The organism is Mycobacterium sp. IS-1264, assembly GCF_001954195.1.
Lineage (GTDB): Bacteria > Actinomycetota > Actinomycetes > Mycobacteriales > Mycobacteriaceae > Mycobacterium.
Genome location: NZ_MBES01000068.1, coordinates 141,616 through 156,949 on the forward strand (window position 1 = coordinate 141,616; position 15,334 = coordinate 156,949).

15 protein-coding genes are annotated in these 15,334 nt (G+C 69.5%); 6 read left to right on the forward strand and 9 right to left on the reverse strand.

Annotated features, from left to right (window positions below):
• Positions 1–49 precede the first annotated feature (49 nt).
• Positions 50–865, forward strand: a complete 816-nt coding sequence (locus A5744_RS17140; protein ID WP_076063003.1) for a class I SAM-dependent methyltransferase — start codon at positions 50–52, stop codon at positions 863–865.
• Positions 866–875: 10 nt separating this feature from the next.
• Here A5744_RS17140 and A5744_RS17145 read toward each other — a convergent pair whose 3' ends face one another.
• From A5744_RS17145 to A5744_RS17155, 3 genes are all read right to left on the reverse strand, one after another.
• Positions 876–1,358 (reverse strand): MarR family transcriptional regulator, encoded by a 483-nt coding sequence (locus A5744_RS17145; protein ID WP_076063005.1) that lies wholly within the window; start codon positions 1,356–1,358, stop codon positions 876–878.
• 108 nt (positions 1,359–1,466) lie between these two features.
• Positions 1,467–3,470: a primosomal protein N' gene (locus A5744_RS17150; protein ID WP_240563075.1), complete on the reverse strand. Its 2,004-nt coding sequence runs from the start codon at positions 3,468–3,470 to the stop codon at positions 1,467–1,469.
• Positions 3,471–3,491: 21 nt separating this feature from the next.
• A complete protein-coding gene (locus tag A5744_RS17155; protein ID WP_076063007.1) occupies positions 3,492–4,226 on the reverse strand; it encodes a lysoplasmalogenase in 735 nt (244 codons plus the stop codon).
• On the opposite strand from A5744_RS17155, the gene A5744_RS17160 reads away from it, so the two are divergent.
• A complete protein-coding gene (locus tag A5744_RS17160; protein ID WP_076063009.1) occupies positions 4,225–5,193 on the forward strand; it encodes an alpha/beta hydrolase in 969 nt (322 codons plus the stop codon). The two genes, A5744_RS17155 and A5744_RS17160, sit on opposite strands and share 2 nt — an antisense overlap.
• A gap of 22 nt (positions 5,194–5,215) precedes the next feature.
• The gene (locus tag A5744_RS17165) at positions 5,216–6,178 is read left to right on the forward strand and encodes an alpha/beta hydrolase (protein ID WP_076063012.1); all 963 of its coding nucleotides are present in this window, start codon (positions 5,216–5,218) and stop codon (positions 6,176–6,178) included.
• On the opposite strand, the gene A5744_RS17170 is transcribed toward A5744_RS17165, so the two are convergent.
• Complete coding sequence (locus A5744_RS17170; protein WP_076063014.1) at positions 6,175–7,209, reverse strand: AraC family transcriptional regulator; 1,035 nt, start codon at positions 7,207–7,209, stop codon at positions 6,175–6,177. The two genes, A5744_RS17165 and A5744_RS17170, sit on opposite strands and share 4 nt — an antisense overlap.
• Before the next feature lie 75 nt (positions 7,210–7,284).
• Between A5744_RS17170 and A5744_RS17175 the strand changes: the two genes are divergently transcribed.
• Genes A5744_RS17175 through A5744_RS17185 form a run of 3 tightly spaced genes read left to right on the forward strand, consistent with a single transcriptional unit; the run spans position 7,285 to position 10,749 of the window.
• The gene (locus tag A5744_RS17175; protein WP_076063016.1) at positions 7,285–8,670 is read left to right on the forward strand and encodes a cytochrome P450; all 1,386 of its coding nucleotides are present in this window, start codon (positions 7,285–7,287) and stop codon (positions 8,668–8,670) included.
• Positions 8,667–10,145: an NAD(P)/FAD-dependent oxidoreductase gene (locus A5744_RS17180; protein ID WP_076063018.1), complete on the forward strand. Its 1,479-nt coding sequence runs from the start codon at positions 8,667–8,669 to the stop codon at positions 10,143–10,145. Before A5744_RS17175 ends, A5744_RS17180 begins: the two co-directional genes overlap by 4 nt.
• A gap of 40 nt (positions 10,146–10,185) precedes the next feature.
• Positions 10,186–10,749 (forward strand): pyridoxamine 5'-phosphate oxidase family protein, encoded by a 564-nt coding sequence (locus A5744_RS17185; protein WP_076063019.1) that lies wholly within the window; start codon positions 10,186–10,188, stop codon positions 10,747–10,749.
• On the opposite strand, the gene metK is transcribed toward A5744_RS17185, so the two are convergent.
• The 5 genes from metK to mihF form a co-directional block, all read right to left on the reverse strand.
• The gene (metK, locus tag A5744_RS17190; RefSeq protein ID WP_076063021.1) at positions 10,742–11,953 is read right to left on the reverse strand and encodes a methionine adenosyltransferase; all 1,212 of its coding nucleotides are present in this window, start codon (positions 11,951–11,953) and stop codon (positions 10,742–10,744) included. The genes A5744_RS17185 and metK overlap by 8 nt on opposite strands.
• Positions 11,954–12,050: 97 nt before the next feature.
• Positions 12,051–13,289, reverse strand: coding sequence for a bifunctional phosphopantothenoylcysteine decarboxylase/phosphopantothenate--cysteine ligase CoaBC (gene coaBC / locus A5744_RS17195; RefSeq protein ID WP_076063023.1), 1,239 nt, complete (start codon positions 13,287–13,289; stop codon positions 12,051–12,053).
• Between the two features lie 15 nt (positions 13,290–13,304).
• Positions 13,305–13,637, reverse strand: coding sequence for a DNA-directed RNA polymerase subunit omega (rpoZ, locus tag A5744_RS17200; protein WP_076063025.1), 333 nt, complete (start codon positions 13,635–13,637; stop codon positions 13,305–13,307).
• Between the two features lie 79 nt (positions 13,638–13,716).
• The gene (gene gmk / locus A5744_RS17205; RefSeq protein WP_076063027.1) at positions 13,717–14,343 is read right to left on the reverse strand and encodes a guanylate kinase; all 627 of its coding nucleotides are present in this window, start codon (positions 14,341–14,343) and stop codon (positions 13,717–13,719) included.
• A 56-nt stretch (positions 14,344–14,399) separates the two neighbouring features.
• A complete protein-coding gene (mihF, locus tag A5744_RS17210) occupies positions 14,400–14,714 on the reverse strand; it encodes an integration host factor, actinobacterial type (protein WP_076063029.1) in 315 nt (104 codons plus the stop codon).
• Between the last annotated feature and the right edge of the window lie 620 nt (positions 14,715–15,334).

Here is a 15,334-nt window from a genome sequence, read left to right on the forward strand (position 1 = left end):
TTGTTTCTTTAAGTTACTATTTCCAGTGGCTCCTATCTGAGGAGGTCCGATGACCCTCGATACGACGACCGACGACGTGGCCGCCGCGCACCGCACCATGTGGGCGCTGGGCGACTACCCCCTGATGGCCGAGGAAGTGATGGCCCCGCTCGGCCCAATCCTGGTGGCCGCCACTGGCATTGGGCCCGGCCACCGGGTGCTCGACGTCGCCGCCGGGTCGGGCAATATCTCGCTGCCGGCCGCCCGGGCGGGGGCCAGCGTCGTGTCCACCGATCTGACGCCGGAGTTGCTCGCGCGGTCCCGGGCGCGGGCCGCGGCCGCGGGATTGAGGCTCGATTACCGGGAGGCCAACGCGCACGCGCTGCCGTTCGGCGACGGCGAATTCGACACCGTGCTCTCGGCGATCGGCGTGATGTTCGCCCCAGACCACCGGCGCGCCGCCAGCGAGCTGGTCCGAGTCTGCCGGCCGGGCGGGACGATTGGCCTGATCAGCTGGACCGCGGAAGGATTCTTCGGCCGGATGCTGGCCACCATCAGGCCCTATCGCCCCAGTCTGTCGCCGGCCGTACCCCCGGCGGCGCTATGGGGACGCGAAGGGTACATCGCCGGGCTGCTGGGCGATCGAATCCGGGGCGTCGAAACCAGGCGGGGCATGTTGGCCGTGCACCGGTTCGACACCGCCGCGGCCGTGCACGACTACTTCAAGAATCACTACGGCCCGACGATCGAGGCCTATGCGAACATCGGCCACAATCGCGTGCTGACCGCCGAGCTCGACGCCCAACTCATCGAACTGGCACAGCAATACCTCACCGACGGCACCATGGAATGGGAGTATCTGCTGCTGGTCGCGGAGGCGCGCTGAGCCCCCGCGCCTACACCACGTCGACGTCGAGGTGCACGTCGGGCTCGCCGCCCGCGGCGGTGAACGCGGTCAGGGCCCGCACCAGCCCGTGCCGCTCCGGCGGCGGCATTTTCTCCACGATGGCCGCGATTTCGGAACGGCGGTACGCGGTGACCCGCCGAACGACCTCGCGCCCGCGCGGGGTCAGCGCGGCGAGCAATTCGCGCCGCGACGTCGGGTGCGGCAGGCGATCGATCAGCCCGGCGGAGACGAGTCTGTCGACCATCCGCCCGGTGGCCGACGGCTGGACCCCCAGCAGGCCGGCCAGCGTGGCCAGGTTGACCGGGCCCCGATTGGAAAGGATGACCAGCGTTCGGAACTGCGGAATGGTGATGGACTCGTCGACCTGTCCGATGGAGCGGGCCGATACGGCCACCAGTAGCCGGGACGCGGTCAGCAACGCATCGGTGATCACATCCAGCGACTCGTCAGCCGCCGTCGCGTCGGGTGCCATCGTGCCCCTCTCCCGGTAACAGCGTCCAATATCGTAAGCACGGATTATTTCCTACGCACACTATCTCCATCGGGCGCGTCGATCCGGTTCGGCATCGGGGATTCGCCACTACCCGATGTGCAGCGGGTCCATCTGCACCCGGAGCGGCTGATGGCTTTGCCGCGCGCTGAGCACCCCGACGGCGCGCCGCAGGCCGGCCGCCAGCGCCAGGCCCTGCTCACGGGGGACGCGGACCAGCATCCGGGTCACCGCCGCGGCGGCGGTGCTGCCGGCCGGACGGCGCACCCCCGCCGGCAGGTCGACCGGTCCGAGCAGATCGGCCCCGTCGGGCAACCGGGCCTCGTCCAGCAACGCCGCCACGGCGCCCGCCGTCCCGTCGATGGCGGCCATGTGCACGCTCGGCGGCAGGCCGACTTCGGTTCGCGCGGTCAGCTCGGCGTCGGCGTGACCCACCGGGTCCCAGCGGATCAGCGATTGCACTGTGGGAATTGACGATTCGGCGACCACAGTGACCACACCCCCGTCGCCGCGCGGACGCACCAGCGCGGCGGCGCTCATCCAGCGCCACAGGGCGTCCTCCGCCGCGCGCAGGTCTTGCCGGCCCAGCAGCGCCCAGGTATCCAGCAGCAGCGCCGACCCGTACCCGCCCGGCGCGCGGGGCTCGGCACCCGGGGTGGCGACCACCAGGGCGGGCCGGTCGGCGACGTCGGTCACGACGGCATCGCCCGCCGAGGTGACGACCGCCGTGCCCGGGAACGCCCGGCCGAGTTCCTCGGCGGTCCGCCGGGCCCCCACGACCACCGCACGCACCGCGTCGGATCCGCACCGCGCGCACCGCAACGCCGGTTCCGCGCGGCCACACCAGCGGCAGACGGCACCCAGCCCGCCTTCCTGCAGCGACAGCGGCCCGGTGCAGTGCCGGCAACGGGCGATGGTGCGGCAGCGCCCGCAGGCCAGCGAGGGCACATACCCCCGCCGCGGCACCTGAACGAGCACCGGGGCGCCGGCCTCCAGCGACGCGCGGGCCGCGCGCAGCGCGATGGACGGTATGCGCGCGGTCCGGGCCGCCGGGTCGCGTTCGTCGGCGTAACCGGTGTCGTCCAGGGCCACCACCCGCGGGGTGCGGGCGCGCACCACCGGCCGGGCCGCCACGATGTCGTGCGCCCATCCGCCGCGCACCAACGCCTGCGCCTCTGCGGTGCGGGCATAGCCCCCGATCAGCGCCGCACACCGCGCCTGATGCGCGCGCAGCATCGCCACCTCGCGGGCATGCGGGTACGGCGCCCGCGGCTCGGCCAGGCTGTCGTCGGCGTCGGCCCAGACCATGACCAGGCCCAGGTCGGACATCGGCGCGAACACCGCGCTGCGGGTGCCGATCACCAGCCGGGCGCTGCCCCGCAGCGCGGCGAGCCAGCGCCGGTAGCGTGCGGCCGGCCCGAGGCCCGCCGACAGCGCGACCACGCCGCGTTCGTCGATCCGGGCCGTCGCGGAGCGACACAGCGCGTCCAGATCGCGCTGATCGGGCACGATCGCCAGCACCGCGCGGCCGGCGCGGATGGTCTGCGCGGCGGCCTCGGCGAACCGGTCCGCCCACGACTCGCCCGGCAGCGCCTGCCACACCGCGCGCGCCGCACGCGACTCGGCCAGGGCGGCAAGGAACTGCCCGCCGCGGGCGTAGAGCTCCCAACCCGACGGGTCGACCGGTGCCGGCGGCGCCGGGTCCGGCTCGGACGCCGCGGTTTCCCGCTCCACCCTGGCGTGCCTGGCCGGGACCGCCAGGCGCAGCACGTCCGGCCGGGTGCCGGCGTACCGCGCGGCCACCGCGTCGACCAAGCGGCGGATCTCCGCGGTAAGTACCGGTTCGGGCGACACGACGCGATCGAGCCAACCCAGCTTGCCGACGTGATCGGTGTCGTTGCGGCGTTCGAGCACGAATGCGTCGACCAGCCGGCCGTGAAAACGCACCCGCACCCGGACCCCCGGCTGCGCATCGTCGGACTGCTCGGCCGAGACCAGGTAGTCGAATTCCCGATCGAGGTGCGGGACCGACAGCATCGGCAGCACCCTGGCGATGGGCTCCACCTCGACGGGTGTGCGCGGTTTGGGAGTCACGCTGCCTCGCGAGATGTGTTGCTACCCTTGGCTTTCAATGCGGTCGGCGGTGTCATCGGCGGGTTGGTCTCGGCCGAAAAAGAAACCGGCGGTGATCAAGATCTGGGCCGCGGCGTACGTCCACCAGATCGGCACCGCGAGTGCCTCGTTGCCCAGGATGAACCGCCCGATGCCGATCATCGCGTCAGACACGGCGAAACACACGGCCCCCACCGCGGTCCAGATCGTCGGCAGCTCGGCCAACAGCGCCGCACACACCATGGCGGTCAGCGCGACGATGTAGGCCGTTACCGAAAGCTTGTCCTTGCCCAGATGCGGCCACAGCCATGCCAGCAGCGACGTCGTCGCCACGCACATCACGGCGACGGCGGCCAGCCGCGGACGCGACCGTGCGCGCGCCAGGGGAAGCAGCGCGCCCAGAAAACACAGGTGCGCCAACAGGAACGCGGCCAACCCGCCGACGAACGACGGTCCCCACCACGGGATCGCCAGCAGCCAGTCGCCGACGGCCGACAGCAGCAGCGCCGGCATCAGCCAGCGCCGCTCGCGCACCACGGCGTGCGCCACCGCGGCGGCCGTCAGCAAAAGCGCCATCGACGCCTTGAACGGCGGCTGCAGAACCCAATGGCCGGTCAGCTCGATGCCCGGCGGCGAGCGCAACGCGATCACCGTCAGGTAGATGCCGTAGCCGAGTCCCGCCCAGCCGGCCACCACCCAACACCCGACCACCAGGCGGGATGCGTACGGTACCTCCATGCCCGACTTGGAGAAAAAAGCCGACGAGATCGACCCCATCCTGCTGAAGGTACTGGATGCGGTTCCGTTCCGGCTATCGACCGACGACGGCGTCGACGCTGCGCGCCAGCGGTTCCGCGACCTGCCGCGCCGCTCCTTGCACCCCGAATTGCGGGTTGAGGACCGGACCATCGACGGCCCGGCGGGGCCCATCGGCATCCGGATCTATTGGCCGCCAACCGATTCCGAAGCCACTCCGCCGAACGCCGGCTGGCCGGTCGTCGTGTTTTTCCATGGCGGCGGCTTCGTCGTCGGCGACCTCGACACCCACGACGGGACGTGCCGCCAGCACGCGGTGGGCGCGCACGCGATCGTGGTGTCCGTCGACTACCGGTTGGCGCCCGAGCACCCGTACCCGGCCGCGGTCGAAGACGCTTGGGCCGCAACGCTTTGGGTCGCCGAGCATGGCGCCGAGATCGGCGCCGACAGCAGCCGCATGGCGGTGGCCGGGGATTCGGCCGGCGGCACGATCTCGGCGGTGATGGCCCAGCGCGCCCGCGCCGGCAACGGCGGACCGGCGTTGGTGTTTCAGCTGCTGTGGTATCCGTCCGCGATGTGGGACCCGTCGCTGCCGTCGTTCACCGAAAACGCCTCGGCGCCAATCCTCGACACCCGCGCCGTCGCCGCGTTCTCCCGGTGGTACGCCGGCGAAATCGACCTGTCCGATCCGCCTCCCGGAGTAGCGCCGGGCCGGGCGAAAGACCTGGCCGGCGTGGCGCCGGCCTACATCGGTGTCGCCGGCCACGATCCGCTGCGCGACGACGGCATCCGGTACGGCGAGCTGCTGGCCGCCGCCGGTGTGCCGGTGGAGGTGCACAACGCCGAGACGATGGTGCACGGCTACCTCGGCTACGCCGGTGTGGTGCCCGCCGCCACCGCCGCGCTGGATCGCGGGCTGGCGGCGCTGCGCACTGCGCTGTACAGGTAAATCCCTGGCGTATGTTGTACCAATGATTGAGCCCACCATCGCCCGACCAGGCATCGATCCGACGTTCAAGACGCTGCTCGACGCCTACCCGATGACCTTCAAGGCAACCGACGGCGTCGAGGTCGCCCGCGCGCGGCTCAAGCAGCTCCAGGTGCCGGTGGAAATGCTTCCGCAGCTGCGGGTCGAGGAGCGGACGGTCGGGCACGGCGAGCTCAGCGACATTCCCGTGCGGATCTACTGGCCGGCCGAGGTGGATACGCCGTTGCCCGTCGTCGTCTTCTATCACGGCGGCGGTTTCGCGCTGGGCGACCTGGACACCCACGAGCCCGTCGCCCGCGCGCACGCCGTCGGCGCCCACGCCATCGTGGTGTCCGTCGACTATCGGCTCGCCCCGGAACACCCGTTCCCCGCCGCCGTCAACGACTCCTGGGCCGCGCTGCAGTGGGTCGCCGAGCACGCCGCCGAGCTGGGCGGCGACCCGGACCGGATCGCCGTCGCCGGCGACTCGGCGGGCGGCAACCTGGCCGCGGTCATGGCGCACCTGGCACGCGAGAACGGCGGGCCCGGGCTGGCGTTCCAGCTGCTGTGGTACCCGGTCGTCACCGCCGATCTGTCACTGCCGTCGTATACCGAGAACGCCACCGCGCCGATCCTGGACCGCGACGTCATCGACGCCTTCCTGACCTGGTACCTGCCCGGCATCGACATCAGCGACCCCACGACGCTGCCGGTCACCCTCGCCCCGGCCAACGCCCCCGACCTGTCCGGTCTGCCGCCCGCCTACATCGGGACCGCCGAACACGATCCGCTGCGCGACGACGGGGCCCGCTACGCCCAGCTGCTCAACGCCGCGGGCGTGCCCGCCGAATTGAGCAACGAGCCGACCCTGGTGCACGGCTACGCCAGCTTCGCCCTCGTGATCCCCGCGGCCGCCGAGGCCACTAACCGAGGGCTGGCGGCGCTGAAGAAGGCGCTGCACCCCTAAGGCGTGGCGCCCTGGCGTGAATACGCGCGGGGCGCCACGCCGTACCAGCGTTTGAACGCATGCGAAAACGTCGAGACTTCGGTGTAACCCAGCCGCGTGGACACCTCCTCCACCGTCAGCCCGACATTACGTAACAAGTCCACCGCCACCGTGGATCTCGCTTCGTTGAGCAGCGCGCGGAAGGACGTTCCTTCCTCGGCGAGCCGCCGGCGCAGCGTTCGCGGGTGGACGTCGAGTTCCGCGGCGATGTCGGGAAGCGTTGGGAACACACCGGAATCGCGGAACAGCTTGCTGCGCACGAGCGCGGTGATCCCTCGGCGGCCCTGGCTGTTCTGCATCAGCACGTCGCACTGCGCCATGCAGATTTCCAGCGTGTGCCGGTCCGCCTGCGGCAGCGGCTCGTCGAACATGGCGCGCGGAATGCGCACCCTGTTGTGCGCCCGGCCGAACGCGACGTCATGCACGGGGACGAGGTCGAGCAGCGGCCGCAGCAGTTCCTCGTCGACCGCCAGTTCGGCTGATACCTGGTCGGCGTATTTCTCCGCGACCGGCAGCACGAAAGTGTTTGTGGTCGCTAGGATTCCAGCGATGTCGCGCTCGATGAAGAAGGCCCGCACATCCGCGGGCAGGTGGTCGGCGTCGAGCTCGATGACACAGTCCTCGGCGGTTTCGAACAACGCGAGGTTGATCTGCATGGTGGTCAGCGCGAAATAGCGCATCGCGATGGAAAACAGTTCCCGAAGGGTGCCGCACGACATGACGGCAAACCCGAACAATCCCAAATGGGTAAGCGTGGACCGGCTGCCCACGTCGACGCCGATGCCGGCCTCGCCCGGAAGTCGCGCGAGCACGCGGCGCACCGCCTCGATCTCGTCCAGGGCGCTGACCATGGTGTCGGGATTGCTCAGGTCGGCAGGGCCGATGGCGGTGCCCGCCAGCACCTCGCTCGTCGGCACCCCGTGTTCGTTGGCCACCTCGCACAGCACCCGGGTCGCGTGCACGGTGTGACTCAGCGTCGGCGGTTGGTCCATACGATGTCCTAAACTCCCAACTCCTTGTCCGATAATCTCATTACTCCGCACCGCCGTCACCCCTACAGTTGAGTCATGGCGACCCTCACCGCTGAGCGGCCGCTGGCGGGCCCCGCCAGACGCCTGAGCTTTTGGACGATGACACGCGAGGCCCTCACCGTCGGATTCGACGTGGGCGACGGATTCATGAGCCGGATATCCGGCAGCGATATCGTCCGATTCCGTTGCGCCAGTAGGCGTTTTGTTTCGATCAGTCATCCCGACTACGTCGATCACGTGCTACACGAGGCGCGGCTGAAATACGTCAAGTCATCCGAGTACGAGCCGATACGCGCCACCGCCGGCATCAACCTGCTGACCGACGAGGGCGATTCCTGGGCGGCGCACCGCGGCCAGCTGAACCCGACCTTCGCCCGGCGCCACCTGAACGGCATCGTCGACCTGATGATCGACCCGATCGCGGCCGTCACCGACGAGCTGCCGACGGGCACGCGCTTCGACATCCACCAGACGATGGTCGAGGCGACACTGCGCGTGGTCGCCAATTCTCTGTTCAGCCAGGACTTCGGGCCGCTGGTGGAAAGCATGAACGACCTGGCGACGCGCGGGCTGCGGCATGCGGAGCGGCTGCAACGACTCGGGCTGTGGGGCCTGATGCCGCCCCCGGTCTACGACGCACTGCACTGGCTGGCCTTCTCCGGCGTCCGCATGCCGCCGCCGCTGCGCGACATGCAGGACATCACGCTGACCCTCGACCGCGCCGTCAACGCCGTGATCGATCACCGGATGCTGCACCCGACCGACTCCGCCGACCTGCTCAACGTGCTGCTGCGCGCCGACGGCGGGCGCTGGCCCCGTCAGCGGATCCGCGACGAGGCCCTGACGTTCATGCTCGCCGGCCACGAGACCACCGCCAACGCCATGTCCTGGTTCTGGTATCTGATGGCGCAGCACCAAGACGCCCGCGACCGGATGCTCGCCGAGATCGACGACGTGCTCGGCGCTCGCCGACCTACCGCCGACGACCTGGGCAGGCTGCCGTGGACCACCGCGTGCCTGCAGGAATCGCAGCGCTACTACTCGGCCGTGTGGACGATCTCGCGGCGGGCCATCGAGGAGGACGTGATCGGCGGCCACCACATCCGTCGCGGCACCACCGTCCTCATCCCGATCCACCACATTCACCACGACCCGCGCTGGTGGCCCGACCCGGAGACGTTCGACCCCAACCGTTTTTGCACACCATCCGACCGGCCCCGCTCGGCGTACCTGCCGTTCGGCGGCGGCCGGCGCATCTGCATCGGGCAGAGTTTCGCCATGATGGAGATGGTGCTGATGGCGGCGATCATGAGTCAGCGCTTCACCTTTGACCTCGCGCCCGGCCCGCCCGTCGAACTCGAGGCGACGCTGACGCTACGGCCGAAGAACGGAGTGCACGTGATCGGAAAGCCACGCACATGAACCCCGACTACGATGCCCTGATCGTCGGCGCCGGGTTCTCCGGTATCGGCGCCGCCATCAAGCTCGACAAGGCACGGCTGCCCAACTACCTCGTGGTCGAGGCCGGCGACGGGGTCGGCGGCACCTGGCACTGGAACACCTATCCCGGTATCGCCGTGGACATTCCGTCGTTTTCCTACCAGTATTCCTTCGAACAGAGCCCGCGCTGGTCGCGGACCTACGCGCCCGGCCACGAGCTGAAGGCCTACGCCGAACACTGCGTGGACAAGTACGGCATCCGGTCGCGAATCCGGTTCAACACCAAGGTGCTTTCCGCCGAGTTCGACGACGAGCGCTCGTTGTGGCGGGTGCAGACCGACCCCGGCGGCGAACTCACCGCCAGGTTCCTGATCAGCGCCAGCGGCGTGCTCACCGTGCCGAACCTGCCCGACATCGACGGCGTGGACTCCTTCGCCGGCATCACCATGCACACCGCCCGGTGGGACCACACCCAGGACCTCACGGGTAAGCGCGTCGCCATCATCGGCACCGGCGCGTCGGCAGTGCAAGTCATTCCCGAGATCGCCCCAATCGTCAAGCAGCTCACGGTGTTTCAACGCACCCCGATCTGGTGCTTCCCGAAGTTCGACGTCCCGCTGCCCGCGCCGGCGCGCTGGGCGATGCGCATCCCCGGCGGCAAAGCCGTCCAGCGGCTGCTCAGCCAGGCTTTCGTCGAGCTGACCTTCCCGATTGCGGCGCAATACTTCACCGTGTTCCCGATGGCCAAGAGGATGCAGTCGGCCGGGCTTTCCTATCTGCGTCAGCAGGTCCACGACCCGACGGTGCGCGACCAACTCACGCCGCGCTACGCCGTGGGCTGCAAGCGGCCGGGCTTCCACAACACGTATCTGGCCACCTTCAACCGCGACAACGTGCGGCTGGTCACCGAACCGATCGACAAGATCACGCCCGCGGCCGTAGCCACCACCGACGGCGAAAACCACGAGGTCGACGTGCTGATCCTGGCGACCGGCTTCAAAGTGATGGACACCGACAACGTCCCGACCTTCGCGGTCACCGGAAGCGGCGGCCGGTCGCTGAGCCGCTTCTGGGACGAACACCGGCTACAGGCCTACGAGGGCGTCAGCATTCCCGGTTTCCCCAATATGTTCACCGTGTTCGGGCCTTACGGCTACGTCGGCTCGTCGTATTTCGCGCTGATCGAGACCCAGACCCACCACATCGTGCGGTGCCTGAAGCAGGCCCGGCGCAAGGGTGCGACGCGGGTCGAGGTCACCGAGGAGGCCAACGACCGCTACTTCGCCGAGATGATGCGCAAGCGGCATCGTCAGGTCTTCTGGCAGGACAGCTGCCGGCTGGCCAACAGCTACTACTTCGACAAGAACGGCGACGTGCCGCTGCGCCCCGCCACCACGGTGGAGGCCTACTGGCGCAGCCGGCGTTTCGACCTCGGCGACTACCGATTCACCGGCTAGACCGCAAATTCGGTTGCGGCCTTGCACTAGGCTTCGACGCGTGGCGAAAGAGTTTTCGCGTATCGACGAGTCGCTGCGCGAGTTCATCGGCGAGCAGGCCGTGTTCTTCGTGGCCACCGCTCCGTCCGACGGCGGCCGAATCAACCTCTCCCCCAAGGGGTATCGGGACACCTTCGCGGTGCTGGACGACCGCACCGTCGCCTATCTCGACATGTTCGGCAGCGGCGTGGAAACCATCGCCCACCTGCGCGACAACGGCCGCATCACCGTCATGTTCTGCTCATTCACCCGCAACTCGCGGATCCTGCGATTGTTCGGCACCGGCCGCGCGGTCCGGCCCGACGACGCCGAATTCGAGGGCCTGCGAACGCATTTCGGTGGCGAACATCCCGGCGTGCGGGCCATCATCGTGATCGACCTCGAGCGCATCGCCGACGCGTGCGGGTTCGCGGTGCCCTACTACGAGCTCGTCGACGAACGGCCGGTGCTCGATGCGCATCACGCCAAAGCGCCCGCCGAGGCCTACGCCCGCCTGGTCGAACGCAATCGGCACAGCATCGATGGCCTGCCCGCGCTAGAGCCCGACCACCCGCTGCCTAGATAGCGCGCTTGAGCTCGTCGACCATGTTCAGCTGCTCCCACGGCAGCTCGACGTCGGTGCGGCCGAAGTGCCCGTAGGCGGCGGTCTGCGCGTAGATCGGGCGCAGCAGGTCCAGGTCGCGGATGATCGCGCCGGGCCGCAGGTCGAACACCTCGGGCACGATCTTCTCGATCTTGACCGGGTCGACGATCGCGGTACCGAACGTCTCGATGAACAATCCCACCGGCGCGGCCTTGCCGATGGCGTAGGCCACCTGCACCTCGACCCGCTCCGCCAGCCCGGCGGCGACGATGTTCTTGGCCACCCAGCGCATCGCGTACGCCGCCGAACGGTCCACCTTGGACGGATCCTTGCCGGAGAAGGCGCCGCCGCCGTGGCGGGCCCAGCCGCCGTACGTGTCGACGATGATCTTGCGGCCGGTCAGGCCCGCGTCCCCCATCGGGCCGCCGAGGACGAACTTCCCCGTGGGGTTGACCAGCACCCGGGTCGACGACGAGTCCAGGGTCTCGTGGGCCAGCTCGTCGAGCACGGTCTTGAGCACGTGCTCCCGGATGTCGGGATCCAGCTTCTTCGCCAGGTCGATGCCGTCGGCGTGCTGGGTGGACACGACCACGGTGTCCAGCCGGACCGGGACGTCGTCCTCGTACTCGATGGTGACCTGCGTCTTGCCGTCCGGCCGCAAGTACGGCAGCGTGCCGTTCTTGCGGACCTCGGTCAGCTTGCGCGACAGCCGGTGCGCCAGCGCGATGGGCAGCGGCATCAACTCCGGGGTGTCGTTGATCGCGTAGCCGAACATCAGGCCCTGGTCGCCGGCCCCCTGGGCGTCCAGCGGGTCCTGCTCGCCCTCGACGCGGGCCTCGTAGGCGGTGTCGACGCCCTGCGCGATGTCGGGCGACTGCGCGCCGATGCCGATGTTCACGCCGCACGACGCACCGTCGAAGCCCTTGTCCGACGAGTCGTAGCCGATCTCCAGGATGCGCGCGCGCACCGTGTTGGTGATGTCGGCGAACGCCTCTTTCGCCGTCGTCGTCACCTCGCCAACGACGTGCACCTGCCCGGTGGTCACCAGAGTCTCGACCGCGACACGTGAGCGGGGGTCCTCCGCCAAAAGCGCGTCGAGGACCGAGTCGCTGATCGCGTCACAGATTTTGTCGGGATGTCCCTCGGTCACCGACTCACTGGTAAACAGCCGACCCTTCTCGCTCACTCTGTCATCCTTCCAGTCCCTCACCCAAAACTTAGTTAGACAAATTATTTTACGCCCTAGGCCCAACCGGCCCAGCCGGGCGCATGCAAGAGTATCGCTAGCCCGTGTGGTGCAGAAACGCCACGATCGCATCAACGATACGGCTGGCCATCAGCGTCTTGGAACCGTGCTGCAGCGCGGACTCGGCGCCGTCGGACGCCAGCAGCCAGCCGTCGTTGCTGTCCACCTCGAACGCCCTGCCGTCGCCCACGGCGTTGACGACCAACAGGTCACAGCCCTTGCGCCGCAACTTCTCTCGGGCGTGGAAGAGCACATCGCCGTTGGCGTCGCCGGTCTCGGCGGCGAACCCCACGATGGCCCGCATGTTGGGCAGCTCGCCGTGGGCGCGCGCCCGCACCGCGCCGGCCAGCACGTCGTCGTTGCGCACCAGCTCGATCGTGGGCGGGTCGTCGGGACCCTTTTTGATCTTGGCGGCGGCAACCTGCGCGGGCCGGAAGTCGGCCACCGCGGCCGCCATCACCAGCACGTCGGCGTCGGGGGCGTGCTTGGACACCGCCTCTCCGAGCTGTTGCGCCGAGCTGACGTGGACGACGTGGACACCGGCGGGGTCGATGAGTCCGGCGGTGTGCCCGGCGATCAGGGTGACCTCGGCGCCGCGCTGGGCGGCGACCCGGGCGACCGCGTAGCCCTGCTTGCCGGAGCTGCGATTGCCGACGAAGCGGACGGGATCGATCGGTTCGCGGGTGCCGCCGGCGGTCACCAGCAGCTTGCAGCCGGCGAGGTCGTAGGGCAGGGCGTCGTGTCGCTCCAGCAGCAGGTGGGCGAGCGTGGTGATCTCTTCGGCCTCGGGCAGCCGTCCGGCCCCGCTGTCGGCGCCGGTGAGGCGCCCGGATGCGGGTTCCAGCACAACGGCCCCGCGGCGGCGCAACGTCGCCACGTTGTCGACGGTGGCCGGGTGCAACCACATCTCGGTGTGCATCGCCGGCGCGAACAGCACCGGACATCGCGCCGTGAGCAGCGTCGCGGTCAGCAGGTCGTCGGCGCGGCCGTGCACGGCACGCGCCAGCAGGTCGGCGGTTGCGGGCGCCACGACGACCAGGTCGGCCTGCTGACCCAGCCGCACATGCGGCACCTCGGGAACGTCGGAGAAGACGCCGGTGTGGACCGGCTGTCCGGAAAGCGCCTCGAAAGTGGCCGCCCCGACGAAGCGCAACGCGGATTCGGTGGGGATGACGCGGACCTCATGGCCGGCCTCGGCGAGCTGACGAACGACGGTGCACGCCTTGTAGGCGGCGATGCCACCGGAGACGCCGACGACGATCCGCTTGCGGTCCACAGCGCGCCCGGCCTGTTACTCGCCCTCGGTGTGTTCGAGCAGGTCGGCGTGGATCTCGCGCATAGCGATGGACAGCGGCTTCTCCTGCAGCCCGGGCTCGACCAGCGGACCCACGTACTCGAGGATGCCCTCGCCGAGCTGGTTGTAGTAGTCGTTGATCTGCCGGGCCCGCTTGGCCGCGTAGATCACCAGCGCGTACTTGCTCGAGACGCGGTCCAGCAATTCGTCGATGGGCGGGTTGGTGATTCCCAGCGGGGTGTCGTAGGCACCCTGCCCAGGTGACGACGGATCGAACTGATCCAGGGCGGGGACGGCGGCTAGCGACGCGTCGGACTGCGAATTGCTCACTTAAGAAAATCTCCTGGCGGCGTAGAGCGGTGGGAAAGTCGATGCTTGATCGGTCTGGGTCCGGCTCTGACCAGGCGACTCAATCCGAGCCAGGCGCGGTTTCCACCAGCAAGGATACCAATTCCGCGCACGCAGACTCCAATCGACTGTTGACCACGACCTCGTCGAAGTCGTCCTGCGCCGCCAGCTCGACGCGGGCGGTGTCCAGCCGGCGCTGGATCACCTCGGGCGTCTCGGTGCCGCGGCCCACCAGCCTGGCCTCCAGGTCCTCCCAGCTGGGCGGCGCCAGAAACACCGCGATGGCCTCGGGCATCGCCCGCTTGACGGCCCTGGCCCCGGCCAGATCGACCTCGATGAGCACCGGGCGCCCGGCCGCCGCGGCGGCGCGCACCGGCTCGGCCAATGTGCCCGATCGGTGCAGCCCGCCGTGGATCTCGGCCCACTCCAGCAGGGCGCCCTCGTCGATCAGTTCCTGAAAGCGGGCGGGGCTCACGAAGTGGTAGTCGACGCCGTCGACCTCCCCGGGCCGCGGCGCCCGCGTCGTGGCGGAAACGCTGAAATGCAGGTTGGGGATCCGCTCGCGCAAGCAGCGGACCACCGTGGACTTGCCGACCGCGGAGGGACCGGACAGCACGACCACGCGTCCGTTGCCGATCGGCTCGGGACGCGCTCCGCACTCGACGTCCGGTCCCCCGCTCGCGCTCATCGGCGCTCCTGGGTCGGTGCCCGCACAGGCCGTTCGGCCTGCATCGCGCGGCCGGGTTAGGAGCCGAACTTTTCCAGCAGGGCCTTGCGCTGACGGTCGCCGAGACCACGCAGACGGCGAGTCGGCGCGATTTCCAGCTCGGTCATGATTTCCTGCGCCTTGACCTTGCCCACCTTCGGCAAAGCCTCCAACAGCGCAGAAACCTTCATCTTGCCCAAGACTTCGTTGGTCTCGGCGTCCTTGAGCACCTGGGTCAGGCTGGTGCCACCGCGCTTCAGCCGGTCCTTGAGCTCTGCTCGCGCTCGACGTGCGGCAGCCGCCTTCTCCAACGCGGCCGCGCGCTGCTCGTCGGTCAACTGGGGAAGGGCCACGATTCCTCCGTATCTGATCAATCTCTCGATCTTGTGTCTCTGCCGGGTACTTCAGCCAGCGGAGACGACCGTACTCAGGCTTCCTGACGAAATCTAACCCGACCCCCCTGGTTATTGGGGTAAATAGGCAGGTCGACCCACCGCGCGGGTCAGACCGGGGGTGCGTTCGGCGGCCCGAAACCGACTGGACGAGGCGCCATTTGCGGGCCCCCAACCCGCCGATTTTGCGCCGTTTCCGGCCCTCTACCTGGGGCTTTATGGTGCGGCGCCGCCGTCGGGTGCCGAACCGTCGGGCCCCGCGGCCGGCGGCACGGACCGTCGCGAGAACTCGTCCCGCGGTTCACACAATTTCGCGTGGCGTGTCGCGCGTGTCGCGCGGTGGTCAGCGGCAGGTCGGCGACCCCGCGACGGCGATTTCGGACGCGTTTCAGCCCGCCGAAGCACCCGCGCCGCGGCCGGGAATCGCAGATTTCGCGCGCCGCCGCCCGCCTTCCCGGACGAGTCGGCGCACCCCGACCCGCCCGACCGCGCGGGCGGGCTGCCACGCGCCGGGCCCGAGGGGCGGCCGCGATGGCCGCCGAATTCGTCGCCGGCGACGGGGCCGGGCCGCGGCGGGGGGG